Source organism: Chryseobacterium carnipullorum (assembly GCF_003815695.1).
Classification (GTDB): domain Bacteria; phylum Bacteroidota; class Bacteroidia; order Flavobacteriales; family Weeksellaceae; genus Chryseobacterium; species Chryseobacterium carnipullorum.
This window is the reverse complement of the sequence record NZ_CP033920.1, coordinates 1,561,473-1,585,929: the sequence shown is the minus strand read 5'-3', so window position 1 is coordinate 1,585,929 and position 24,457 is coordinate 1,561,473. Positions and strand designations below refer to the sequence as shown.

General features: G+C 42.0%; 25 protein-coding genes and 1 pseudogene. All 26 read left to right on the top strand.

Annotation, left to right across the window (positions count from 1 at the left end; translation table 11 throughout):
• The first annotated feature begins 52 nt into the window (after positions 1-52).
• The 26 genes and pseudogenes from EG346_RS07305 to EG346_RS07180 all read left to right on the top strand — a co-directional run bounded on the left by EG346_RS07305 (position 53) and on the right by EG346_RS07180 (position 24,442).
• Positions 53-970, top strand: coding sequence for a DUF8464 domain-containing protein (locus tag EG346_RS07305; protein WP_123877733.1), 918 nt, complete (start codon positions 53-55; stop codon positions 968-970).
• 237 nt (positions 971-1,207) lie between these two features.
• A complete protein-coding gene (locus tag EG346_RS07300) occupies positions 1,208-1,684 on the top strand; it encodes a plasmid mobilization protein (protein ID WP_123877731.1) in 477 nt (158 codons plus the stop codon).
• Positions 1,650-2,558, top strand: coding sequence for a relaxase/mobilization nuclease domain-containing protein (locus tag EG346_RS07295; protein WP_123877729.1), 909 nt, complete (start codon positions 1,650-1,652; stop codon positions 2,556-2,558). The genes EG346_RS07300 and EG346_RS07295 overlap by 35 nt, the downstream gene beginning before the upstream one ends.
• Before the next feature lie 27 nt (positions 2,559-2,585).
• On the top strand, positions 2,586-3,170 hold the full coding sequence (locus EG346_RS07290) for a hypothetical protein (RefSeq protein ID WP_123877727.1): 585 nt from the start codon (positions 2,586-2,588) through the stop codon (positions 3,168-3,170).
• Positions 3,171-3,334: 164 nt separating this feature from the next.
• A pseudogene (locus EG346_RS07285) lies at positions 3,335-3,595 on the top strand (hypothetical protein); the annotation flags it as partial.
• A 69-nt stretch (positions 3,596-3,664) separates the two neighbouring features.
• A complete protein-coding gene (locus EG346_RS07280; protein ID WP_059344226.1) occupies positions 3,665-4,081 on the top strand; it encodes a hypothetical protein in 417 nt (138 codons plus the stop codon).
• A gap of 224 nt (positions 4,082-4,305) precedes the next feature.
• Entirely contained in the window at positions 4,306-4,689 is a 384-nt protein-coding gene (locus EG346_RS07275; RefSeq protein ID WP_059344225.1) for a hypothetical protein, read from the top strand.
• Positions 4,690-4,715: 26 nt separating this feature from the next.
• On the top strand, positions 4,716-5,339 hold the full coding sequence (locus tag EG346_RS07270; RefSeq protein WP_059344224.1) for a DUF3347 domain-containing protein: 624 nt from the start codon (positions 4,716-4,718) through the stop codon (positions 5,337-5,339).
• 14 nt (positions 5,340-5,353) lie between these two features.
• Positions 5,354-6,637: an efflux RND transporter permease subunit gene (locus tag EG346_RS25325; protein ID WP_123877725.1), complete on the top strand. Its 1,284-nt coding sequence runs from the start codon at positions 5,354-5,356 to the stop codon at positions 6,635-6,637.
• Between the two features lie 2 nt (positions 6,638-6,639).
• Positions 6,640-8,598: an efflux RND transporter permease subunit gene (locus tag EG346_RS25320; protein ID WP_078677236.1), complete on the top strand. Its 1,959-nt coding sequence runs from the start codon at positions 6,640-6,642 to the stop codon at positions 8,596-8,598.
• Between the two features lie 18 nt (positions 8,599-8,616).
• Positions 8,617-9,864 (top strand): TolC family protein, encoded by a 1,248-nt coding sequence (locus tag EG346_RS07255; RefSeq protein ID WP_059344222.1) that lies wholly within the window; start codon positions 8,617-8,619, stop codon positions 9,862-9,864.
• The gene (locus EG346_RS07250) at positions 9,861-11,111 is read left to right on the top strand and encodes a heavy metal-binding domain-containing protein (RefSeq protein WP_228429377.1); all 1,251 of its coding nucleotides are present in this window, start codon (positions 9,861-9,863) and stop codon (positions 11,109-11,111) included. The genes EG346_RS07255 and EG346_RS07250 overlap by 4 nt, the downstream gene beginning before the upstream one ends.
• 11 nt (positions 11,112-11,122) lie before the next feature.
• Entirely contained in the window at positions 11,123-12,328 is a 1,206-nt protein-coding gene (locus EG346_RS07245) for an efflux RND transporter periplasmic adaptor subunit (protein ID WP_059344221.1), read from the top strand.
• A 1-nt stretch (position 12,329) separates the two neighbouring features.
• Complete coding sequence (locus EG346_RS07240; protein ID WP_031502512.1) at positions 12,330-12,791, top strand: heme-binding domain-containing protein; 462 nt, start codon at positions 12,330-12,332, stop codon at positions 12,789-12,791.
• A gap of 120 nt (positions 12,792-12,911) precedes the next feature.
• Positions 12,912-13,481: a helix-turn-helix domain-containing protein gene (locus EG346_RS07235; protein WP_123877723.1), complete on the top strand. Its 570-nt coding sequence runs from the start codon at positions 12,912-12,914 to the stop codon at positions 13,479-13,481.
• 333 nt (positions 13,482-13,814) lie between these two features.
• Entirely contained in the window at positions 13,815-14,066 is a 252-nt protein-coding gene (locus EG346_RS07230; protein WP_059344219.1) for a heavy-metal-associated domain-containing protein, read from the top strand.
• A gap of 230 nt (positions 14,067-14,296) precedes the next feature.
• Positions 14,297-14,638 (top strand): four-helix bundle copper-binding protein, encoded by a 342-nt coding sequence (locus tag EG346_RS25420; RefSeq protein ID WP_059344218.1) that lies wholly within the window; start codon positions 14,297-14,299, stop codon positions 14,636-14,638.
• Positions 14,639-14,714: 76 nt separating this feature from the next.
• On the top strand, positions 14,715-15,806 hold the full coding sequence (locus tag EG346_RS07220) for a YVTN family beta-propeller repeat protein (RefSeq protein ID WP_123877721.1): 1,092 nt from the start codon (positions 14,715-14,717) through the stop codon (positions 15,804-15,806).
• 79 nt (positions 15,807-15,885) lie between these two features.
• Positions 15,886-16,917, top strand: a complete 1,032-nt coding sequence (locus EG346_RS07215) for a type II glyceraldehyde-3-phosphate dehydrogenase (RefSeq protein ID WP_123877719.1) — start codon at positions 15,886-15,888, stop codon at positions 16,915-16,917.
• 152 nt (positions 16,918-17,069) lie between these two features.
• Positions 17,070-18,131, top strand: coding sequence for a class I fructose-bisphosphate aldolase (locus EG346_RS07210; protein WP_123877717.1), 1,062 nt, complete (start codon positions 17,070-17,072; stop codon positions 18,129-18,131).
• 26 nt (positions 18,132-18,157) lie between these two features.
• The gene (locus EG346_RS07205; RefSeq protein ID WP_059344213.1) at positions 18,158-19,000 is read left to right on the top strand and encodes an ATP cone domain-containing protein; all 843 of its coding nucleotides are present in this window, start codon (positions 18,158-18,160) and stop codon (positions 18,998-19,000) included.
• A gap of 12 nt (positions 19,001-19,012) precedes the next feature.
• Positions 19,013-20,386 (top strand): MBL fold metallo-hydrolase RNA specificity domain-containing protein, encoded by a 1,374-nt coding sequence (locus EG346_RS07200; RefSeq protein WP_059344212.1) that lies wholly within the window; start codon positions 19,013-19,015, stop codon positions 20,384-20,386.
• A gap of 9 nt (positions 20,387-20,395) precedes the next feature.
• Positions 20,396-20,956, top strand: a complete 561-nt coding sequence (locus tag EG346_RS07195; RefSeq protein WP_059344211.1) for an AAA family ATPase — start codon at positions 20,396-20,398, stop codon at positions 20,954-20,956.
• Between the two features lie 46 nt (positions 20,957-21,002).
• Positions 21,003-21,575 carry a DUF305 domain-containing protein gene (locus tag EG346_RS07190; protein ID WP_223200381.1) on the top strand — a complete coding sequence of 191 codons (573 nt, stop codon included), beginning with the start codon at positions 21,003-21,005 and terminating at the stop codon, positions 21,573-21,575.
• 37 nt (positions 21,576-21,612) lie between these two features.
• Positions 21,613-23,739, top strand: coding sequence for a heavy metal translocating P-type ATPase (locus EG346_RS07185; protein ID WP_059344210.1), 2,127 nt, complete (start codon positions 21,613-21,615; stop codon positions 23,737-23,739).
• 7 nt (positions 23,740-23,746) lie between these two features.
• Complete coding sequence (locus EG346_RS07180; protein WP_123868028.1) at positions 23,747-24,442, top strand: heavy metal-binding domain-containing protein; 696 nt, start codon at positions 23,747-23,749, stop codon at positions 24,440-24,442.
• Positions 24,443-24,457: the final 15 nt, after the last annotated feature.

Here is a 24,457-nt window from a genome sequence, read left to right as displayed (position 1 = left end):
CGGTAAAAACATAACTGGATATAAAAAAAATAAACTTTAAAAAACACAAAAAATGAACTGCAAACAAGCGAACGAAAATATCAGCATCAAAGAAGTAATGGAAAGTTTTTCTCTATTCCCAAGCAAAGAACATCCGAAAACAGCCTATTATAATGCTATCAATCGACAAGAACGAACGCCAAGTTTATTAGTGAATTATGTGAAAAATATTGCCTTTGATTTTGGCACTGGAAAACAATACGATGTCGTGTCGATAGTTCAGGAGCTCAAACAATGCACTGTCTCCGATGCTCTTGAATATCTTTCTCGTTTCGATTTTCCTTATAATAAGCCGAGTGTGACGGAAGCAATTACTGCTGAAAATACAAATCAAATTCTCGAAGTAAAGGAACTTATTCACCCGGCATTGTTAGACTATTTGAAATCAAGAAAACTCGAGTCACAAAAATCGGAATTGAGCGAAGTCCACTACCGGATTAACGACAAAAGATATTTCGGGCTCGGTTTTAAAAACGATTCGGGAGGCTACGAAATCCGCAGCAGTTTTTCCAAAATCTGTCTTGGAAAAAAGGATATCACCACGATAAAAAATAATTCTGAAAACCTCAAGGTTTTCGAGGGATTTACCGACTACTTCTCTTTTAAAATTTTAGAACCGGAAAAGACACCCTCCGACCATCTAATTCTGAACTCTGTCGCCATGGTTCACAAGACATCAGGGCTTTTTGGAAATTATAAATCTGTCGAAATGTACTTGGATAACGACCGCGCCGGCGAACAGTGCAGGGATTCAATTTTGAAAATATTCCCGGAGGCAGATGACCGGTCGAATGAATATTTCCCTCATCAAGATCTGAATGATTTCCTGATATCACAAGAAGAAAAGACACTTGAAAATAAGCTTGAAAAAAATCAAACAGCCATACACGAGCCCGAGGGAAACAGGAATATTTACAGGAGAAAAAGATGAAGATTCATACAAGCCGGCCTGCGCAAAATAAGCACAGGTGGAATGCTCTAAAAAGGCTGGGTAAAAACTTGCCATGTGTCTAGTGCAAAAAGTACCCAATGTTTACAACAAGCGTGGGGCTTGTCGTAAAAATCGGGCTTTTTGGTTTCCTCCTGTCGTCGGAAACACTTGTTTGGAAATGGAATTCAAGCCAGTAATTTATAATCATAAAAAAATTAAACACAAAATAAACACAAGATGAAAAATGACTTTTTAAAACAGTTTGTCAGGCAGATTTCCGAGCAGCAAATTGCAAAGGTTGCAGAAGAAAAAAGAAAGAACCGGTTCCGAGAAATTGGTCGAAAGGGAGGTTTGAAAAAGAAGACGACGAACCAATTTTCGAAGGTAGTCTCAGTTCGTTTTACCGAAAAGGAGTTTGAGAAAATTCAAAAGGAGGCTGACTTCTACAAACTCAAAATATCAACATATTTAAGACTGGTTTCAACCGAAAAAGAACTTAAAATAAACGAGTTTCAAACCGACGCGGTTCTGTTGAATTACGGCAACAATTTTATAAGGATATCCAATCTGCTCCGGAACAGAGAATGGAATGAGTTTGAAAACAAGAAAGAGATCCTTGAGGAAATTCAAACCACAACGAGGTTGATCCGGGAATACCTCTACCAACAAATCATCAAGCATGAACAATTCGGCAACGACGAGGAGGATCAGTAAGATCGCGATTGAATACAATGGCAATGACAAAGGCACGGCGGAATGTATTTATTCCAACAACCTGCTTTCAACAATGCCGGAGGAAAGATTTGAAGAGATGAAGATTGTCGCCGAGAGAAATCCGAATGTAAAGAAATGGGCTCTCACAGGTTACATTTCTCCGGCAAAGGAAATCGGCGACAGGCTGACAAATGAAGAGTTGAAGGAACTGGCTATAAAATCATTGAAAGACGTGGGACTTACAGAAAATAACCAGGTCGTCCTGGATGTCCACAATTCCACGAAGCAGAAACATATCCACTTCATCGTGAACCGCATAGATGTTTATGGTAAATGCACGGTAAAATCTGCCAATATCGGGAAACGCTTTGGTGAATCGGTTCGAAATGTATGCAAGGAGATGAACCTCAAAACAGATGTGGAAATCGGAAAGGAAAAAAAGCAACAGATGCTGAAAGTCCTGCAAAACTGTCTGAAGGTCTCAAGAAATTTTGATGACTTGGTCGATTATATGCGGCGATGTGGTTATAAAGTGACGCTCTCGCAGAATGTGAAGGACGGCGTGTCGGGGATGCGGATTGTGAAACTGAGCGATATTAACGACGAAACCCAGAGGCAGTACCATCCAGGTTACAAACTTTCCGAGATTACAAACAAACTGAAAATCAAAGATATCAAAGAAATTCTAAACCGGAATGCGGAAAGCCACCAGTCGGCAATTTTCAGTCAGAGTAATCCACAAACGAACGAAATAAAACATCCGGAAAAATCAGCCCTCAGGGAGATTGAGAGTGCCATGAAGGAACTGCTCAAACCGAGCTACGCACCGGCGGCTGACGATGAATTGCTGAGGAAGAGAAAAAGAAGGAGATAAGTTAAAACAACATAATAAAAAAATAAAATGAACAACGAATTTAACAACCAAGACATGAATACAGAAAATTATTCTTCACAAGATGCAGGTATCGAACTTTTGCACCGCGTCATAGAAAGTAATAAGGCGGTAGAAATTTCGGGGAAGGCGATTTTCCACATGTACTGCGACATCAAGGAGGATGTGAAAAAGATCCAAGCACTGGCACATGAAGAAAATCTAAAGCGGCAGGAATTGCTTAAATCCATCCCCAACAATATTATCGCAGAATTATCTCCGGACGTTATAAAGCATCTGGAAAAATTTCATCAGAAATCAGATACAGTTAAATATTGGTTTTTCGGAATCCTGGCTATATTGCTGGTTGCATTTTTTATTTTATCAGCAACTGTTTATCTAGGAAAAATCTGGTACCGCGAAAGCATCCGCACCAAGACCGAGGTTCGAGAGGAAATCCTCAAGGAGATCAAGAATGAAAACAAGGCGATTTATGAAACCGAGCAGGTAAAACAGCTGGAACACAATACCACGCTGATGAACAAATGGATGCAGAAAAATCCAAAGGACGCAGAAAAGTTTTTGAAGTTTAAGGAGGGGTATGAGAGTAGGTAGACTAAAAATTATTTGTCCAGTTTTTAATAAAAAACTGGACATTTATTGACGTATTTATTACAGTTTGCTAAGAGTAACATTGTGAATAATTTAGGAAAAATAAATTTCGTAAATTTGAGCTTTGGGGTATAATGAATAAAAAATTACTTTCTGAACGCGATATGGAAATGGCGGAAATTGATGAACCTATTCGCGAAACCTACTATAAAGGTAATCAGAAATTCGATGAAGTTTCCCCAAAATACGCACTAATGAGTTCTCACGCCGGGAGACGAACTTTTATCTGCAACGCTTTGGCTTTAGGAATTCCACCGCAGGTCGTGATGAAGTGGACAGGTCACAGTGATTATGCTGCGATGAAGCCCTATATTGATATTGCAGATCAAACAAAAATAAATGCTATGGCAAAGTTTAATATGTTGTAAACCCTAACTTTTTTAAGGAAGTAGTTTAGCTTCTAAAATAATTCCCTATCTTTGTGCTGTTTACTTACAATGGTCGGAAATTTTAAAATACTATTCCTTTCCCTTACACTGGCGTTATTTCTGGCGCCAGGGATTTCTCAGGCTTGCAGTAAAAAGGAGAAGCAGGTTATTAAAACCGCGACCAGTTCCCAAACTTTCATAAAACAGTCATTCGCACAGATACAGCCGTCTTGCGACAGCGACGATTGCAAAGAAGAATGCTGTCACCCAAAATCACACAATTGTCAAACCGATGGATGCTCAGGAAATTGCAGCGGAAACCTTTGCAGCTCTGCTCAGTACACCGTTCTAGCGGACAGCAAATTTTTAGAGGATTCTAAAAACGAAGCGTCCGGTTACGAAGACAAAAATGCTAATTTCTTTTATCAGAATCCTCATTACTCCGGTGGATTCCATACCATTTGGGAACCGCCCAAAATAGGTTAAGATCTTCTTTTACAGCCCGAATTGTGTCTGGTCGTGAAGTGTTTATGACACTTTAGCCCGTTCTTTTTTAGCGGCGCTGTAAATACATTTGAACTTCAAACGCTCCTTTAAGCTCTTTCAAAATAGACTTTCCTTTTTTAGTAAAGGATAATTTGAGGAACCGGATGTTCAAAAGCACTTTCTCAAACAAGGAGGCTCACTATTAACCTATAATATAAAATTTAATGAAGAATATTCTTTTGGGAATACTCGCTTTTATAGCGGTGTTCCTCGTTTCCTGCAACAATTCAAAAGCTGAAAGTACACAAATTGCGGTCGCAAAGTTCACCACCGGTGACATTGTTCCCAACGATGAGGTATGTATGGTAAACAATGCCTATATGGGCAAAAAACAGCTCGAAGTAAAACATGACGGCAAAACCTATTATGGTTGCTGTGAAAACTGCAAACTCAGAATCCCGCAGGAAGAAAATGCCCGCATGGCATACGATCCCATATCTCATCAACTCATCGATAAAGCAACCGCAATTATTGCGATCTCTGATAAAAATGATAATGTCGTGTACTTCGAAAATAAAGCAAACTACGAAGCCTTTTTTAAAAAATAATCAATAACCTTTAACCTGATAAAATAATGAAAACAATACTATTCAGCCTTTTGGCAATCGGCACTTTTGCATTCACTTCTTGTAAGGAAAACAAAGAACAGAAAAACACCACTGGTACAACCATGCAGCATGATATGAGTACAATGTCGGACAGTTCAGCGATGGACAATATGGCAATGGATGCTAAGGTAACCGTGACCACCGCCAAAAAAACTACCGCTGACCTTACGGAGCTCTATTCTCATTACACCCACCTTACATTCGCGTTGTCCGGTGATGATGATAAAGAAGCGGTGAGTGCGGCCAAAGGGATCCTCGCTTCTTTTCCCAAAATAGACAAAAACGGTTTTTCTGCTGAACAGAAAAAAGAATTTGCTGATCTCGAATCAAGCATCAGTGAAAACGCCGAGCACATTGCAGATAACGCCGGAAAGATTGATCATCAGCGCGAACATCTGGATTTAATGAGCGCAGATTTTTACGACCTGCTGAAAGATTTCGGAACTCCAAAACCGGTGTACAAAGTATTCTGCCCGATGTATAATGATAACAAAGGGGCCTTCTGGCTTAGCGATTCACGTGAGGTGAAGAATCCTTATTTAGGCAAAGAAATGCTTTCATGTGGCGAGGTTCAGGAAGAAATTAAGTAAAACCGTACAGAATCATGATTCAAAATTTAATCAAACTGTCCCTCCGCAACAGGTATTTCGTTTTGCTGATAGCAATCGGCCTTTTTATCTGGGGTATTTTTGCGGTAAGGGACAATCCCATCGATGCAATTCCGGATCTGAGTGAGAACCAGGTCATCGTTTTTACGGAGTGGATGGGCAGAAGTCCCCAGATTATTGAAGATCAGGTGACTTTCCCGCTGGTCAGCAACCTTCAGGGAATTCCGAAAATTAAGAACATCCGCGCCTCTTCCATGTTTGGGATGAGTTTCGTGTATGTCATTTTCGAAGATAATGTGGACATATATTGGGCCAGAACCAGGGTAATGGAACGGCTTAATTATGCGCAGCGCTTACTCCCGCAGGATGTTACCCCTACTCTCGGACCGGATGGCACCGGTGTAGGTCACGTCTTCTGGTATCATTTCGATGCACCCAAAATGGATTTGGGAGACCAGCGTGCCCTTCAGGACTGGTATGTAAAGTTTGCGCTTCAGACGGTTCCCGGTGTGGCGGAAGTAGCCTCCTTTGGCGGCTTCGAAAAACAGTACCAACTCATTGTAGATCCTGTAAAACTCCAGTACTATAACGTATCCCTCATGGATGTGATGAACAAAGTGAAAGCCAACAATAATGATGTGGGCGGACGTAAATTTGAGATGGCCGATATGGCCTATATCATTCGCGGCCTGGGTTATATCAAGAACGTAACCGATATCGAGGAAATTGCTTTGGGAAATTACAACGGAATTCCTGTGCGGGTGAAAGACATTGGTTCTGTACAGATGGGTGGCGATTTGCGTCTGGGTATTTTTGATGCAGACGGTGAAGGCGAAGTCGTGGGCGGTATCGTAGTGGCACGGTATGGCGAAAATGCGGATAAGGTCATCAACGATGTGAAAGAGAAAATGAAGGACGTTGAAAAAGGACTCCCTGAAGGCGTCACCTTCAAGACATCGTACGACCGCAGTACGCTGATTGAAGGGGCAATAGACAATATTAAAACCAAGCTGATTGAAGAAATTATCGTGGTGGCAATCATTGTTATTCTGTTCCTATTCCACTGGCGAAGTGCATTGAGCATCATCATTCAGATTCCGGTCACCATTGCCATCAGTTTTATTCTGCTCAATGCGTTTGGACTTTCCTCCAATATCATGTCCCTTACAGGAATTGCGCTGGCAATTGGGGTGATTGTAGATAACGGAATTATCATGTCTGAAAATGCCTATAAAAATCTCTCCGATTGGCAGAACCATCAACAAAATAAAAACCCATAACAATGAAGACCAACTGGTTTAAAAATATATTCAGAAAAAAAGACAAAGAGAAAGACAGTTACGTTAAAATTCCCGAAGACATTCGGTTGAAGATTATCGAAAAATCATCCTTACAGGTATCCAGAGGCGTATTTTTTTCTACGGTAATCATCGTGGTTTCTTTTCTCCCGGTATTTATGTTGACCGGTCAGGAAGGTAAACTTTTTCATCCGCTGGCGTACACTAAAACATTCATCCTGATTGTTGATGCAATCCTGGTGCTTACCCTTGCCCCGGTGCTCATCTCCTTTTTCATGAAGGGAAAATTTAAGGACGATAATAAAAACCCAATAAACAGAGGCTTGGAACGGATTTACGAACCGCTGATAAGATGGTGCATGAAATGGAAAAAAACCACGCTGGGAATTAATATTTTGGCACTGCTCATCAGTATTCCAATGATAATGAACCTTGGACGTGAGTTTATGCCGCCTTTGGATGAAGGATCCCTGCTCTTTATGCCGGTTACCCTTCCCGATATTTCAAACTCTGAAGCCAAAAGATTACTGCAGGTACAGGATAAAATCATTAAGGGAATTCCGGAAGTGGATCATGTCCTCGGAAAAGCCGGAAGAGCCAACACGGCGACAGATAATTCACCCATCTCCATGATTGAAACCATTATTTTGTTGAAACCGCAAAGCGAATGGCGCGAGGGCAAAACAAAAGATGATCTCATCAATGAGCTGAATGCCAAACTGCAGATTCCAGGCGTAACCAATGGCTGGACCATGCCGATTTCCAACCGGATCAATATGCTTTCAACAGGGATTAGAACGGATGTGGGCGTAAAAGTGTACGGACAGAACCTGGACAGTATCGCGGTCCTTTCCGAAAAAATAAAAAAGGAACTCACCGGTATTGAAGGAATAAAAGACATGTACGTAGAACCCATTACCGGCGGAAAATATGTGGATATTGAAGTGAAAAGCGAAGAAATAGGAAGATACGGCCTAAGTGTGGATGATGTAAATGCCGTCGTGGAAAGTGCGCTCGGCGGAATGAAACTCACCACCACCGTGGAAGGCCGACAGCGCTTTTCGGTAAATGCCAGATACGGCCAGGATTTCAGAAATAATTTGGAATCTCTGAGACGATTGCCCATGCAGACGATGGAATTTGGTTCCATTCCGCTAAGTGCAGTGGCTGACATTCGTCTTACAGAAGGACCACCAATGATCAATTCTGAAAATGCAATGTTGCGTGGAACTGTTCTATTCAACGTACGCGACCGGGATTTAGGCAGTACCGTAAAAGAAGCCCAGGCAAAACTCAATAACATGGTGAACAAAATGCCAAAAGGTTATTTCGTGGAATGGAGCGGTCAGTACGAAAACCTGATTCGCGGAGAGCAGACTTTAAAAATGATTATGCCCCTCGTATTAATCGTGATCTTTCTTTCCATGTACTTTGCATTCAATTCTTACCGTGAAGCTTTTTTTAATCTCATCAGTATTCCTTTTGCCTTAATCGGCGGCGTATTCATGATTTCGCTTTGGGGGGTGAACCTTTCCGTAGCAGTAGCAGTAGGATTTATTGCACTGTTCGGACTTGCGGTAGAAACCGGAATCGTGATGGTCATTTACCTGAACGACGCCATGGTTCAGCTTATTGCAAAAAATGGCAACTCAAGGGAGACCATCACCAATGAAGAACTTCGTGAATATGTCATTCATGGTGCAGCCAAAAGATTAAGACCAAAGATTATGACGGTTTGCGTGACCCTATTCGGGCTTGTACCCATCCTGTGGAGCCACGGCGTGGGAAGTGATATGATGAAACCAATCGTATTACCGATGGTTGGTGGTGTTTTCACTTCGGCCATTCACATCCTTTTGGTAACACCAATTATCTTTTACATGCAGAAGGAATGGGAACTGAACAAACTAGGGAAAATTGACGTCCTCGACGCTGCCCATTAATCCTTAAATGATTACAAAATGAAAAAATTAATAATAACAGCAGTACTGGCCTTCCTTTACACTACCATTGATGCTCAGCAAATGTCCCTGCCCGCTGTAATGGACAGTATCGCAGCCAACCATCCGGTGGTAAAAATGTACAATGCCGAAATCCGGTCAATGGATGCTGCCGCAAAAGGAGCAAGAAGCTGGATGCCTCCAACCGTAGGAGCAGGTTTCTTCATGACGCCCTATAATGCAAAACTCTGGCAGCGCGACGGCGATATGCTCGGCATGGGCTCAGTAGCAGTTTCGGTGGAACAGATGTTTCCTAACAGAAAGAAACTCAACGCCAACGAAAATCTGATGAAGGCAATGTCCTCTGTGGAAAAGGAAAAACTTTTTGCCGCCCTCAATGAAAACTTTCAGGATGCGAAAAAACTGTATTACAGTTCAATCGTCTTGGATAAAAAGCTGAAGGTCGTAAAGGAAAACGAAAAGATGCTGGACTTTATGATTAGAAACGCCGAAATCCGGTACAAAAACGGGCTTTCCAAAATATCTGCATATTACAAAGCCAAAGCCGCCCTCGGAAGCACCACAAACATGCAGCTCATGTACGAGAATGACCTCCGCGTCAACCGGATCCGGTTGAATGCCCTCATGGGAAGAGACCCGCTCGCGCCACTGGAGATTGAACCGGAATACAACCTGAATGATTATTCTCTCATGACTTTTGGTCAGGATCTATTTTATCAGAACAGAAGTGATCTCCGCGGCATCGACCGGGAAATCAATATTGCCAAACTCAAACAGGATTTGGAAAAGCAGAATCTAAAGCCGGAATTTGGCGTAAAGTTCGAAAACATGTTTGGTTTTGGCGGCCAGCCCATGCAGTTTTCACTCATGCTGATGGCAAAGCTGCCGTTTGTTTCCTGGGCTTCAGGCATGAATAAAGCCAATATTGAAAGTCTCAAACTGAAAGAAGAGGCCTTGCAGGCACAGAAAGAAATGATGGTGAACGAATACAGTGGAATGGCCTACGGAATGCGCAATGAACTGGACCTGAATAAAAATCAGCTCAAACTCTATGAAGACACCATTATTCCGGCCTTAAAAAAGAACTACAAATCCATGCAGTTAGGCTACGAGCAGAATACGGAAGAACTCTTCATGTTGTACGATGCCTGGGAACAGCTGAATATGGCCCAATTGGAATATTTCGAGATCCTGACCAAAGCACTGCAGACGCAAACTGAAATTGACCGCTTAATTGAAAGAAGATGAGAAAAATTATAATATTCACTATGCTTTTATTTGGTTTGACGGCGTGTGACAAAGTTAAGTTCTGGGAAGATAAGCACACGGCAGAGGCGGCAATGCACACCTATACCTGTCCGATGCATCCTGAAGTGATCTCAGACAAACCCGGAAAATGCCCCAAATGTGGGATGGATTTGGTCCTGAAAGATGCCCCTGAAAAAAAGGAAGAGGGGATTAAACTCGACGATCTGCTGAAACCAACCAATGAATTTGTAGTGTCGGAACAGCCCGTAATAAAATTAAAAAAGGAAAATATTCCCACCACCGTTGATGCTTTAGGGACGGTAGAATACGATACTCGACAGATTGGCAGTATTTCCTCACGCGTTGCGGGCCGTATCGAGAAACTCTATGTGCGGTATAAATACCAGAAAGTGTCGAAAGGGCAGCGTATTTTAGATATATACAGCCCGGAACTTTTAACCGCACAGCAAAACCTGCTCTTCGTTATTAAAAATGACCGCTCAAACAAAACAATGATCGATGCTTCACGCCAGAAACTCCTTCTTTTGGGAATGCCGGCTTCACAGATACAGAAAGTCATCCAGCGAGGGAAACCTGATCTCACAGTTCCGGTTTTCAGCAATTACAGCGGACACATTCAGCAGGCAGGATCGGCCGGAAGCATGGGGTCATCACCACAATCTGCACCCGCAATGGCTTCAAATAACGCGGTCACCGCTGAACTACCCCTAAAAGAGGGAATGTATCTCCAGAAAGGACAGAATATTTTCAGTGTCTACAATCCCAACAGAACCTGGGCCCTGATCAATATTTTCTCTGAAGACATTGCACTGGTCAGCAAAGGACAGTCAGTCATGATCATCCCTGAAGCCAATCCTGAAAATCGCTTCAAAGGAATCATCGGTTTTATTGAACCCTTTTTCAGGCAGGGCAGCAAAACCGTAACGGCGCGCGTCTATTTTGATAATTCCACCGCAAAAATTCCTGTCGGAAGTCAGGTTAAAGCGGAGATTATGAGCCACAACAGAATGGCAGATTGGCTGCCGAAATCAGCGGTGGTTTCTTTGGGGATTGATAAAATTGCGTTCAAAAAAGTTGAAGGCGGTTTTATTGCCCACAAGGTTGTTACCGGCGCGGTGGTAGGCGATAAAATTCAGATCGTCAGTGGTTTGCTTCCTGAAGATGGAGTTGCCGAAAATGCACAGTACCTGATGGACAGCGAAAGTTTCATAAAAATTAACAGATAAAAATTGATAAGATGAAATTTAATATTTTAATGCTTGCCTTGCTGGTTTTTCTTTACTCCTGTAAAAAGGAGGAAGATCCGCATGCCGGCCACGATATCTACTACACCTGTTCCATGCACCCGCAGGTAGTCTCCGATAAACCCGGAAAATGCCCCATTTGTCACATGGATTTGGTGCCTGTGGAGAAGAAAAAGAATGCGGATCCTAACGAAATTGTTTTGAATGACGAGCAGGTTAAACTTGGGAATATCAAAACAGTCGCGCTATCTGATGGGTCTATGGCCGACAAACTTACCCTGACCGGAACACTCAATTTTAATCAGTACCAAATGCAGGCAGTAAGTTCCAGAGTAATGGGTAGAGTTGAACGGTTGTATTATAAAAACATTGGCGATTTTGTTCCGAAGGGGGCGCCGTTGGTCGATATTTACAGTGAAGAACTCAATAATGCAAAGCAGGAATATTTGCTGGCATTAGAAAGACGCAAGCTGTTCGTCGGTAATACTTCCATTGATTTTGATCAGTTGCTCCAAAGTTCCCGCAACAAGCTTTATTTATGGGGAATGTCCGAAGGCCAGATCAAACAGCTGGAAAGATCAGGAAAAGCCACACCTACTACTACCGTGTTCAGCAATGCGGCCGGTTACATCACCGATCTGAGCATTGCCGAAGGCGATTATCTTGCCGAAGGTGGCACCATCGTGAATCTGGCAGATCTTTCATCGCTTTGGGCAGAGGCGCAGGTGTATTCTTCCCAAATGGCTCTCCTTCAGAAAGACAGCAAGGTCACCGTATATATTCCCGATCTGGATAATTTGAAGATTAATGGGAAGGTTGATTTTACAAACCCTGAAATAAGCGCCTCCAGCAGGATAAATCTGGTTCGCATTTCCGTGCCCAACAAAGGAAATCTGCTGAAACCCGGCATGCCGGTATATGTTCTGGTGGAAAATAAATCCCGTGATGGTCTTTCAATGCCTGTGGATGCGGTAATCAGGGATGGCAAATCTTCCACGGTGTGGGTGAAAACCGCGAAGAACACCTTCGTCAACAGAATGGTGGAAACGGGTCTCGAATATGAAGACAGAATAGAAATCACATCAGGAATTAAGGCGGGAGACGAAGTAGTGGTGTCCGGAGCATACCTACTGAACAGTGAATACATTTTCAAGAAAGGGGTTGATCCCATGGCGGGTCACGATATGAGCACAATGTAATATGAGAAAATTGAATATGATAGGCTGGCTGGCGGTGCTAGTGGTGGCTATTGTTTTAGTCATTCAGGTCATACCGGTGGAGCGTAATGTCTCCACCGTTCCGCCAGGTCAAAGTTTTGAAAAAACCGAAAAGGTGCCCGCCAACGTGGCTGCAATCCTTAAAGTTTCCTGCTATGACTGTCATTCAAATAATACCCGTTATCCCTGGTATTCGGTATTACAGCCGGGCGCGTGGTTCATGGCCCGGCATATTAAAAAAGGCAAAGAAGAACTCAATTTTGATGAGTTCAATAACTATTCAAAAAGACGTAAAAAAGCAAAAATAAAAAGCATCATCAGCCAGATTGAGAAAGACGAAATGCCTTTAAAATCATACCGCATGATGCACGGAAACGCCAGATTATCAGCGGATGAAAAAAAAGAACTGTTAGATTTTTTTCGTGACAACGAATATAGTAAGTAACGCAGAACATAAGAAATGACGCTCGCCTGTGGTCTTTAGAGTATCAGAAATGGTCGTTTAGAATAAAAAAGGATCGGAAAAGACTGTGCTGTAGAATCAACAAAAATTAAAAACAACGTGATGAAATTAAATATTAAAAATATGGTTTGCAGCCGATGTCTCAAAGTGCTTAGGCAAGAGCTTGAACAACTGGGAATTAAGGTTTCATCAATTGAACTCGGGGTATTGGTAATCGACGAGATGGCTGGTAATCATACTGAAATCATGGCGAAAATTGAAAGTGTTCTCCATACCAATAAATTTGAAATAATCCATAGTCCAGAGGAAGTGCTCGTCGAAAAAATTAAACATTTTTTGCTTTGTAAAATAGAAGAGCCCCCTCTCGATTCCACGGTAAACCTATCTCAAATTTTAAGCACGGAGTTCAACCACGAATATAAGTCACTGAGCAAGTTGTTCTCACACCTTGAAAATACAACGCTCGAAAAATATTTTATTAAATTAAAAATTGAGAAAGTAAAACAACTTATTCAACTCAGGCAGTACACCTTTTCAGAAATAGGGCATCTCCTGGATTACAGCAGCGTCAACCACCTATCTAGACAGTTTAAAGAGATTACCGGAGAGAGCATGACTGAGTATAAAAATGCTGAACTAGCCAATCGAAGACCCTATGATGAAATTAGTTAACCTTAGAACTTAGGCGTATGAAATTATAAATAGGAAATAGTTGCGAAATAGAAACGGCAATCACAGGGACTTTTGCGCAACTCTCGATAAACTTCAGGTATAGTTTTGATGTTACTTGGCCTTTTTTTCAAAGCGAAATTATATAGAAACTAACGAAAATTATGCAGAACATCCGTTTAAGAAACTTGTACTTTTACAGTAGTAATTACAACCAGCTCGCTTTCAAAAAACTATTTTATTGCAACACGAGTTTGACCAAGTAAGGCTCACAGAACGTATTGTAAAACGGATAGTCGGAAAGTAACAATATATAAAAGAATAAAATCAAACAAAATGAAACAACAAATTGAAATAACAGGAATGTCCTGCGAAGGCTGCGTTAAAAATGTCGAAAAAGCGTTGAAAGAAATTGATGGCGTACAGAATGTAAAAGCGAGTCTGCATCCACCACGCGCAGTTATTGAAGCAGAGAAATCGATTAATACCGCGCAGTTAACGCAAGCCTTGGCGAAAGTAGGTTATAGTATTGCCGGCGCTTCCGTAGATGAGAATTTAAAAAAGTCTGGTGGCTCCTGTTGCTGTTGAAAAGTATGAACTGCGCGGGCAAGTATAATGTTAGTACGATGTGAACGATAACGGTAGAAATGCTCCGCTGAAAACTAAGTGAAAGAAGCAAATAAATTTTTTAAAAAAAATCAAAGTAGCCAGCAATAGCTTGCCTGATCAAACGCACTTATGATTGCGACAGGATCAGCGCAGGAACTGCATATTTATTGAAAAAACCAACCTATTTATTAACATAAAAACCAACAATTATGACAGGTTATCACACGTACCAAAGTTGTATTGAAGCATGTTTAAAATGTGCTGCAATATGTAATCACTGTGCTTCATCATGCACTGAGGAAGAAGATGTAAAAATGATGGCGAGATGCATTCAGTTAGACATGGAATGCGCAGCGATCTGCTATGCATCAGCACAGTTAATGAGCCTCGGCAGCGACAAAGCAAAAGACATTTGCCGTATTTGTGCCGACATCTGTGAAGCATGTGCTGCAGAATGTGAAAAACATGCACAACATGGAATGGATCATTGCCGTGAATGTGCAGAAGCTTGCAGAAAATGCGCCGAAGAATGCCGGAAAATGGCAGCGTAATTTAAAACGGGTGGTGATTTAAATGATTGCCACTCTTTTTTTATCTACATCCTAACGACCAAATTAAAATCTATTAATGAAAAAATTTTTTACCCCGACATTGGTTGTCATATTGACCATGCTATTTGTTATGGTCAGCAGTTGCGGCAATAACGATAATAGCAATACCAATAGTAGTAATACTGATAAACCATCTTCATTGCCAAGGGCTAAAGTTTATGTAGCCAATGAAGCCGGAGGCAGTGTTTCAGTTATTGATCTTCAGGATAGCTTAAAAACTACAAGCATTGACTTAAGTGATAGCGCCGGAACTATGTTTATGGCCCATAATGTTCAGGTGGCCCCCAATGGAAAATCTGTTTGGGTGGCGGCAGCAGGTATGGACAGCAGTAAAACAAATTACTTAATAGTTATTGACCCAAACAGCGGTACAATAAAAGAGCGTGTGCTGTTAGGTAAAGATCTACACGTGGCCCATGTAGTTTTAGACGATCAATCAAAGAATGCATTTGTAACCGCAGGTGCAACGAATGAGGTCATACAAGTAGATGCAACGACCTATCAGGTGGTACGGAAGTTTGATTTAGGTGCAAAACATGCACCACATGGTTTGCGCTACGCTAAAGGCAAATTGTATGTAGCCAATATGGACGGAAAAAGCATGTCTGTCATTACTGTAGCTGATGGCAAAGTAACTGATATTCCTCTTGGCGGAATAGCTCCACAGGTGGCAGTTACCCGTGATGATAAATTTATTTTCATCTCTTTATACGACACAAAAGAGGTGATACAGTATGACCTTAAAAATGGTCAACTAAACAGAATACCATTACCTGCTACTGCTCAAGGTCCAATTCAGTTGTATGCTACCCCTGATAGTAAGTTACTGTATGTGGCTGACCAGGGAGAGTTACTCGGAAGACCGGTTTCAAACGAGGTTTATGTAATAGACATACCAAACGCAAAAGTGATAAGTACCATTAAAGTTGGTAAGAAGGCTCACGGTGTAGTAGTAAGCAACGATGGTAAATCAGTTTTTGTAACAAATACTTTAGATAATACCGTTTCTGTGATTGATGTGGCAAGTCAAAAAGTAATCCACACAATCCCGGTTGGCAAAGGCCCTAATGGAATAAGCTATTGGTTTGAAACTGGCGGTATGCCGTAAACAGGATATTAAAGGAAATAGATATCAAAGAACGTTCTAGTAATATCAATTTATATAAATTAAGCTAAATAAATTTATTATGGAAAAGATTAAAGTAGCCGTAAACGGATATGGTGTCATTGGCAAACGGGTTGCCGATGCAGTGCATTTGCAAGAAGATATGGAACTGGCAGGTGTATGCGATGTGGTAACTGACTGGCGCATTCAAATGGCGGTATTAAAAAAATATCCTGTGTTTGCTTCCGATGATACTTTTCAAATTAAGATGAACGAAGCCGGAATAAATTCATCAGGCACATTGAACGACCTGCTTGCATCATCAGATATTATTGTGGATTGCACACCCAAGAAAATCGCTGCTCAAAATATAGAGCTTTATAAAAAACTTGGTAAAAAGTTTATTTTACAGGGAGGTGAAAAGCATGAAACAACCGGTCATTCCTTTAGTGCCGAAAACAACTATGCCACTGCACTTAACCTTGATGCTACGAGAGTAGTTTCCTGCAACACTACATCCATTGTGAGAACATTAACCGCCCTGAAGAATGCAGGCTTGCTCTTAAAAGCAAGAGGTACTCTACTTCGTCGTGCAACCGACCCATGGGAAAGTCATTTGACCGGGATTATGAATACCCTAGTTCCCGAAAAAGAAATACCAAGTCATCAGGGGCCGGATGCGCAATCCGTTGACCCCTCTTTTGACGTTATCACATCAGCAGTTAAAGTACCGGAAACGTTAAGCCATCTACATTACTGGAATGTACAGTTGACCAGAAAGGCCGATAAGGAAGAAGTTTTGGATGCGTTCAATAAATCTACCAGAATTGCAATGATTAAATACAGCGATGAGTTAGCCGCTAATAATACAGTTAAGGAATTAATGCTTGCAATAGGCCGCCCTTATGGAGATATGTATGAAGTAGCCTTGTGGCAAGACATGCTGAAAGTGGTTGGAGATGAAGTGTTCTATGCTTACCTAGTCGATAATCAGGCTATCGTAATCCCCGAAACCATTGACGCTATCCGTGCCCTAACCGGAATTGAACCAGACGCTGAAAAGTCGATACTTAAGACCAACGAAAGCCTTGGAGTTAAACAGAGTTTTTATTAGGAGTAAGCAAAAAGTAAATTATCAAATTAATAAAACGAAATGTTAAGGAAAATGGTTTTGTACCCTGCAAATATTTGTAAGACGCGCACTTCCGCAAATGCCTATTTCTAAAACAAATAGAAATTTAGGGATTAAATTAAAGTTTAAAAAAAATGAAAATGAACGATAACATTGCAGACTTATTAGGCAAGAAGGCCGCCTTCTATTTGGATCACGTTTGCCAAAAAATTACAAAAGATGAACTGCTGACTCCAGGCAAATACAGTCTGGAAAAGGTCTTTGGCGATAGCAACAGAAACCCGCAGGTTCTGCGGAGTCTCGCTCAACTTTACGGTCAGGGTAATCTTGGCGGCACGGGTTATCTGAGCATTCTTCCTGTTGATCAGGGTATTGAGCATAGTGCTGTATACTCATTTTATAAAAACCCCGACTATTTCGACCCTGAAAACATTTTAAAACTTGCACTCGAAGCCGGCTGTAACGGTGTGGCTTCTACCTTCGGCGGGTTAGCCTTGAATGCCCGAAAATATGCGCACAGAATCCCTTTCATTGTAAAGATTAATCACAATGAATTACTGAGTTTTCCAAATAAATATGACCAAACGCTATTTGGAAAAGTTAAAAACGCTTGGGATATGGGGGCCCTTGCCATAGGAGCAACCATCTATTTTGGTTCCGAAGAAAGCGACAGACAGATCAAAGAAATTTCCGAGGCGTTTGAGCACGCCCATCAGCTCGGTATGGCGACTATATTATGGTGCTATCTTCGAAATGAGGCATTTAAAACAGCAGATCAGGATTATCACTCCGCTGCGGATTTGACAGGACAAGCCAATCATATCGGAGTAACAATTCAAGCTGATATTATTAAACAAAAATTGCCGACAAATAATTTTGGATTCAAAAACATTAAGTTCGGTAAATACGATGACACGATGTATGAGGCACTAACAACTCCCCACCCGATTGACCTCTGCAGGCTGCAGGTAGCGAACTGTTACATGGGCAAAATCGGATTAATTAACTCCGGTGGCGATTCAAAAGGTGAGTCAGATCTGCTTGAGGCCATTACAACAGCGGTCATCAACAAAAGAGCGGGCGGCACTGGACTGATTATGGGACGGAAGGCATTTCAGCACCCGTTTAAAGACGGTGTGAACTTGCTACAAAGGGTACAGAATGTATATCTCGATAATAAAATAACAGTTGCCTAAAGTAAGTTTCAACAAACTATCAGAAAATGAAGATTCCCATTAGCATCGTAAAAAAGTCCGGAGATATTGTCGTATTTGATGTCGAAAAACTCACTAATTCACTTAGGCGCGCGTCTGCTGGGGAAAACGTCATTCAGCAAATTGTTGGTGAGGTTCAGTCCACGATTTACGAGGGCATGACCACCTCAAAGATCTATAAAATTGCTTTTGATTTGTTAAAAAAATATTCCCGCGTAAGTGCTTCAAAATACAAACTCAAAACCGCACTCTTTGAATTGGGTCCCTCCGGTTTTCCCTTTGAAAAATTAGTGGGCAAACTGATGGCTCATGAAGGTTTTTCCACCCAGGTTGGGGTCATTGTTCAGGGAAATTGCGTGTCGCATGAAATAGATGTCATCGCTGACAAAGACGACCAGCACTGTTTTATTGAATGTAAATTTCACAGCGACCAAGGGAGATTTTGCAATGTAAAAATTCCTCTGTATGTCAATTCCAGATTTCTGGATGTAGAAAAACAGTGGAAAAAACAAAAAAGTAACGAAGGAAAAATATCTAAAGGAGGTGTGTACACCAATACAAGATTCACTTCTGATGCCACACAATATGGGAAATGTGCAGGTTTACTAATGGCAAGCTGGGACTATCCTTTTGGGAACGGTTTAAAAGAGAGAATAGACAAATCCGGTTTGCACCCATTAACCGCATTAACGACCCTGACAAAAAACGAAAAAACAAAATTGTTAGACCTCGGCTTAGTCCTGTGCAAAGAAATTTATGAAAACCCGGAGGTCTTAAACCAAATCGGTATTTCAAAACCTCGCCATAAAAACATTATAAAAGATGCAAAAGAATTATGCTCTTTACATTAAACAATCTGACCAATGAAAAACACTAAAATTACCATTCATTTTTTGGGAGCTGCAGGAACAGTAACGGGTTCCAAATATTTAATCGATACAGGAGATCATCAACTCTTAATAGACTGCGGCCTTTTTCAAGGGTTAAAGGAATTACGGCTTAAAAACTGGGAATATCCGCCTGTGGACGTTTCAGCCATTGATGCCGTTTTATTGACTCATGGCCATTTCGACCACACAGGATACCTTCCACGATTAATAAAATATGGTTTTAACGGACCAGTTTACGGAACAAATCCCACTTTGGATATTGCCACAATCATTCTGAATGACAGTGCCAAAATCCAGGAACAGGAAGCGGCGCGAGCTAATAAAGAAGGTTACTCCAAACACAGTCCGGCAGAACCGCTGTATGGTGTGAAGGATGTAGCAAAAACCATTTCCCATTTTAAGGAGGTTCCACCATCACAGTGGATTCCGTTGTTTGAGGGCATCAGTGCCCGATTTCAGTACAATGGGCATATCTTGGGTTCTACTTTCATAGAGCTGGAGATACATGAAAAACGTTTTGTTTTTTCCGGGGATATTGGACGCACAAATGATTTATTGTTGTTTCCACCCCTGAAACCAGAAAAGGCGGATGTTCTTTTCATAGAGTCGACCTACGGAGGAAGGTTTCATCCGGATGAAGTGGAAGCGGTTCCGGAGATTGAAAAATTAGTCAACGACACCATTAACCGTGGAGGCAGCCTGTTTATCCCAAGTTTTTCGGTTGAACGTGCTCAACTGATGATGCTTATTTTATGGAGGTTGCTTAACGAAAATAAAATACCCAAAGTACCGATAATCATGGACAGTCCGATGGGAGCCAGCATACTCGATCTGTTTTACCGTACCAGAGATTGGCACCGGTTAACAACCGACGAATGTGATGAAATGTGCGATCATTTCACGGTGGTCAGCAGCTATCAGGAAACCATGGAGTTGCGGTCCGACAACAAACCAAAAATTGTTATCGCCGGCAGCGGGATGCTCACCGGTGGCAGAATGCTCAACTATCTTGAAACCCAGGCACAAAACCCTGATAATACCCTGCTTTTTGTCGGCTATCAGGCCGAAGGAACCCGTGGAAGAAAACTATTGGATGGTGAGAAAGAACTAAAAGTGTATGGAAAATGGGTTCCTTTCAATATGGAAATAGCGGAAATTGAAGGACTGTCTTCACATGCAGACCACAATGAACTCCTTGGCTGGATGAATGGAATAACAAATATTCCGGAAAGAATTTTCATCGTACATGGGGAGAAGGAAGGCGCAGAAGCGCTGCAGCTGGGCATAAAAGAAACCTACGGCTGGGATTCCCAAATACCGCAACTTTATGATATTGAAGAATTATAATTTGGAGATATGAATCATATAAGGGACAGTAAAATCAAGCATTCAGAAGAGACCAACTGGTATGTGATTACCGGCGGACCCAGTACCGGAAAAACAACGACCATTGATTTGCTTCAGAAGCAAGGTTACCATACGACAATAGAACACGCAAGGCATTACATTGATACCATGCATAATGAAGGAAATTCCGTTAAAGAAATTAGAAGCAATAAGAAGAAATTTCAATTGGGCGTGTTAGATATGCAGATTGCCCAAGAAGGATCGCTCAATAAGGAGGATATGGTTTTTTTGGACAGGGCTATCCCGGACGCAATGGCTTATTATCAATTTTTAAACTTGGATTATGATGAAAAGTTACTTAATGCCGTCAACGGGGTTTCCTACAAAAAAATCTTTATTTTAGACCGATTGCCTTTTACCAAAGACTATGCGAGAACCGAAAATGAAGACGATCAAAAACTAATTCATCAGTTGATAATAGAAAGCTATACCAATCTCGGTTTCACTATCGTTTTTGTTCCGGTTTTGCCTCCCGAAGAAAGAGTGAAATTCATTTTAGATAATTTATGAACAAAAAATATTCATCCAAATTGTTAACATATAAGAAATTATTATTATGAAAAATTCAGAACATGATCACAACATGCTTAAGGATACTGATTCAGCAACAGGCAATCATTCCAAACATGAAATGGAATCGGGCAAGGAGTCTGTACAGCACGCGCAAAAAAGCCATGCCTCTGCATACAAAAAGTTATTTTGGATGCTTCTGATTTCCTTTATTTCAATGTTTATACTAATGTATGCGATGGTGGACAAGCTGGCTAACGTAATTCCAAACATAAACCAGTTATACATGGCAGGCCTGATGGCTTCTCCTATGTTAATCATCGAACTGCTGTTAATGGGGAAGATGTATCCCAACAAAAAACTCAATAAAATTCTTATGGGCCTCGGAGTGCTGATGATGGTGCTGTTTTGGTCCGGGATTCGGCAGCAGACAGCCGTGGGAGATGTCCAGTTTCTAAAGTCCATGATTCCACACCATGCAGGGGCTATTCTTATGGTCGAAGAAAGTAATCTGGTCGATCCGGAAGTGAGAAAGTTGGGCGAGGAAATTATCAAAGCACAGGAGGAAGAAATTGCCGTCATGAGGGCGAAAATTAAGGAACTTCAAACCCGGAAGTAATCTCAAATAGCAGAATTTAACGCAAAAAAATTGAATTATGAAAAAATACACCTGTCCCATGCATCCCCAGATATTGAAGGACGAACCGGGGAAATGTCCACTTTGCGGAATGAACTTAATTCCCTTGGGAGGAACCGCCCGACCTGAAAAAGACGAACACAGCCATCATCATCAGAATCATGATCATCACTCAGAATCTGATAGTTCAGCGGCGGGATTTGACAAACATGCAGGTCATCATACTCCGGATTTCCTGAAGAGATTCTGGATCTCTTTGGCACTTACCGTTCCGGTCCTTCTGCTTTCTCATATGATTCAGCAGTGGCTTGGTTTCACAATTGCTTTTAACGGTGATAAATATGTACTTCTGGTTTTGGGAAGTATTATTTATTTCTACGGTGGAATGCCTTTTTTCAAAGGGTTTTTGGGCGAAGTGAAAGCCGGAGCTATTGGGATGATGACGCTCGTTGCTTTGGCGATTACCGTAGCTTATGTCTATTCCGTTGCAGTCGTATTCGGGCTGCCGGGCATGGATTTCTTCTGGGAACTTGCCACCTTAATTGTGATCATGCTTCTTGGGCACTGGCTCGAGATGCGTTCGCAGATGGCTGCTTCAAAAGCGTTGCAATCTCTAGTTGCCTTACTACCAAATGACGTAACCGTCGAGCAGAACGGAAGTCCGGTTAAAATAAAACTGGGACAGCTGAAAAACGGAGATACTGTAATCATAAGACCGGGCGAAAAAGTCGCCGCTGACGGTCTGATTGTCGAGGGCACTTCTTACTTAAATGAAAGCATGCTGACGGGAGAAAGTGTTCCTGTAAGAAAAGAGTCCGGTGGAAAGGTTATCGCAGGGTCTATCAATGGAGACGGGGCTTTAAAGATAAAAGCAACAGGGGTTGGGAAGGATTCGTACCTCAATAAGGTCATTAATTTGGTTCAAGATGCTCAGGCAGCAAAGTCGAACACTCAGAATCTGGCGGATAAAGTAGCCAAATGGCTTACTATAGTAGCAATTGTGGTGGGAGTAGGAACTTTCGCTTACTGGTACATCACCATGGGAGATTTGGCTTTTGCTCTGGAACGGATGGTAACGGTAATGGTAACAGCCTGCCCTCATGCTTTAGGAGTGGCAATCCCTCTGGTGGTGGCCATTTCCACTACACTTTCAGCGACAAATGGTTTACTCATCAGAAACCGAACGGCTTTTGAAACCACGAGAAAATTATCGACCATTATTTTCGATAAAACCGGCACCCTTACGAAAGGTTCCCACACCGTGCAGAAAATCATTCCTCTAACTGAGCACTATTCGGAAAACGATTTACTCCAGTATGCAGCGGCAGTGCAGCAGAACTCCGAACATCATATTGCAAAAGGAATCATGCAGACCCTTTCCGAGAAAAAACTGGAGCTATGGAAGTCAGACAGTTTCCGCTACATGCAGGGAATTGGAGTGACAGGAATCGTAAACGGTAAATCGGTTGTCGCGGCTGGTCCTAATTATTTTGTTCAAAACAATAAACAGGTACCTGCCATTCCGGAAGAAATCAACCAGGATGCAGAAACAGTGAACTTTATTCTGATTGATGACGTGCCCGTGGGTATTGTTTCTTTAGCAGATACCATTCGCGAAGGCGCAAAAGAAGCTATTGACCAACTTCGAAGCATGAACATTAAATCATTCCTGCTTACAGGTGATAACGAAAAGGTAGCGGCGGCGGTGTCAAAGCAGTTAGGAATGGACGGATATTTGGCAAATGTACTTCCGCACCACAAACAGGAAAAAGTAAAAGAATTTCAGGATAAAGGGGAAATCGTTGCGATGACAGGTGACGGCGTAAATGATGCACCGGCTTTGGCAGCAGCAGATGTAGGCATTGCAGTTGGCAGCGGAACTGATGTTGCTGCCGAAACCGCAGATATTATTCTGGTCAACAGTGACCCTCGAGACGTGGTGAAAATGATAGATTTTGGAAAGAAAACCTACAGCAAGATGATCCAGAATCTCGTATGGGCAGTGGGCTACAACGTCGTGGCTATTCCACTTGCTGCGGGTGTTCTGTATCCTACATTTGTCCTGAGTCCCGCCATGGGCGCAGTGCTGATGAGTGTCAGTACCATCGTGGTCGCACTTAATGCAAGTTTGTTAAAAATTAAATAATCACAGGATGAAATATATATTTTCGCTCTTCCTATTTATGGCAATGTCCATAAACAGTTATTCACAGAGCACCAAAACCGTGTACACCTGCCCGATGCATCCACAGGTCGTGAAATCAGCACCCGGTAACTGCCCCATTTGCGGCATGACACTGGTGAAGAAAACCGTTACTGAGAAAAAAACGGCGGCCAAATCCGCAGCTGCTCCTAAAAAAGTTACAGCAGTTAAAAAAACTACGGCTAAGAAACCTGAAATTACCGCTGCAAAAACAAAGACGGTAACGGAAGTTAAAAAAACGATCCTGCCAAAGGCTAAACAAACACCGAAAGATCCAGCCGCCGTTAAGACCCCACAACATCAAACTTCAGATCATAATCAGCATGAAGCTGCGCAAAAAAGTTACACATGTCCGATGCACCCCGAGGTCGTTTCAGACAAACCCGGACAGTGTCCGAAATGCGGAATGAATCTGGTCCCTCAGAAGGAAAGCGGCCGGCATCAGTCTACCGGCAAAACCCCGGAACATCAAACTTCAGATGCGCATCAGCATGAAGAAGCGCAAAAGATGTACACCTGCCCGATGCATCCCGAGGTGATATCGGACAAACCCGGAAAGTGTCCCAAGTGCGGTATGAATCTGGTGCCTCAAAAAAGGAAAGAAGGAAGATCATTCTGCACACGGAAACATGCAGATACATGGTGAACACAAAATGGTCAT

Bases quoted from the DNA above. Each gene is read 5' to 3' on its own strand.
- EG346_RS07210 (WP_123877717.1), top strand. From the start codon at position 17,070: ATGAAAATGAACGATAACATTGCAGACTTATTAGGCAAGAAGGCCGCC.
- EG346_RS07205 (WP_059344213.1), top strand. From the start codon at position 18,158: ATGAAGATTCCCATTAGCATCGTAAAAAAGTCCGGAGATATTGTCGTA.
- EG346_RS07280 (WP_059344226.1), top strand. From the start codon at position 3,665: ATGGTCGGAAATTTTAAAATACTATTCCTTTCCCTTACACTGGCGTTA.
- EG346_RS07275 (WP_059344225.1), top strand. From the start codon at position 4,306: ATGAAGAATATTCTTTTGGGAATACTCGCTTTTATAGCGGTGTTCCTC.
- EG346_RS25420 (WP_059344218.1), top strand. From the start codon at position 14,297: ATGACAGGTTATCACACGTACCAAAGTTGTATTGAAGCATGTTTAAAA.
- EG346_RS07180 (WP_123868028.1), top strand. From the start codon at position 23,747: ATGAAATATATATTTTCGCTCTTCCTATTTATGGCAATGTCCATAAAC.
- EG346_RS07190 (WP_223200381.1), top strand. From the start codon at position 21,003: ATGAAAAATTCAGAACATGATCACAACATGCTTAAGGATACTGATTCA.
- EG346_RS07200 (WP_059344212.1), top strand. From the start codon at position 19,013: ATGAAAAACACTAAAATTACCATTCATTTTTTGGGAGCTGCAGGAACA.
- EG346_RS07250 (WP_228429377.1), top strand. From the start codon at position 9,861: ATGAGAAAAATTATAATATTCACTATGCTTTTATTTGGTTTGACGGCG.
- EG346_RS07295 (WP_123877729.1), top strand. From the start codon at position 1,650: ATGAACAATTCGGCAACGACGAGGAGGATCAGTAAGATCGCGATTGAA.
- EG346_RS25325 (WP_123877725.1), top strand. From the start codon at position 5,354: ATGATTCAAAATTTAATCAAACTGTCCCTCCGCAACAGGTATTTCGTT.
- EG346_RS07290 (WP_123877727.1), top strand. From the start codon at position 2,586: ATGAACAACGAATTTAACAACCAAGACATGAATACAGAAAATTATTCT.
- EG346_RS07300 (WP_123877731.1), top strand. From the start codon at position 1,208: ATGAAAAATGACTTTTTAAAACAGTTTGTCAGGCAGATTTCCGAGCAG.
- EG346_RS07240 (WP_031502512.1), top strand. From the start codon at position 12,330: ATGAGAAAATTGAATATGATAGGCTGGCTGGCGGTGCTAGTGGTGGCT.
- EG346_RS07215 (WP_123877719.1), top strand. From the start codon at position 15,886: ATGGAAAAGATTAAAGTAGCCGTAAACGGATATGGTGTCATTGGCAAA.
- EG346_RS07270 (WP_059344224.1), top strand. From the start codon at position 4,716: ATGAAAACAATACTATTCAGCCTTTTGGCAATCGGCACTTTTGCATTC.
- EG346_RS25320 (WP_078677236.1), top strand. From the start codon at position 6,640: ATGAAGACCAACTGGTTTAAAAATATATTCAGAAAAAAAGACAAAGAG.
- EG346_RS07245 (WP_059344221.1), top strand. From the start codon at position 11,123: ATGAAATTTAATATTTTAATGCTTGCCTTGCTGGTTTTTCTTTACTCC.
- EG346_RS07235 (WP_123877723.1), top strand. From the start codon at position 12,912: ATGAAATTAAATATTAAAAATATGGTTTGCAGCCGATGTCTCAAAGTG.
- EG346_RS07255 (WP_059344222.1), top strand. From the start codon at position 8,617: ATGAAAAAATTAATAATAACAGCAGTACTGGCCTTCCTTTACACTACC.
- EG346_RS07220 (WP_123877721.1), top strand. From the start codon at position 14,715: ATGAAAAAATTTTTTACCCCGACATTGGTTGTCATATTGACCATGCTA.
- EG346_RS07230 (WP_059344219.1), top strand. From the start codon at position 13,815: ATGAAACAACAAATTGAAATAACAGGAATGTCCTGCGAAGGCTGCGTT.
- EG346_RS07305 (WP_123877733.1), top strand. From the start codon at position 53: ATGAACTGCAAACAAGCGAACGAAAATATCAGCATCAAAGAAGTAATG.
- EG346_RS07185 (WP_059344210.1), top strand. From the start codon at position 21,613: ATGAAAAAATACACCTGTCCCATGCATCCCCAGATATTGAAGGACGAA.
- EG346_RS07195 (WP_059344211.1), top strand. From the start codon at position 20,396: ATGAATCATATAAGGGACAGTAAAATCAAGCATTCAGAAGAGACCAAC.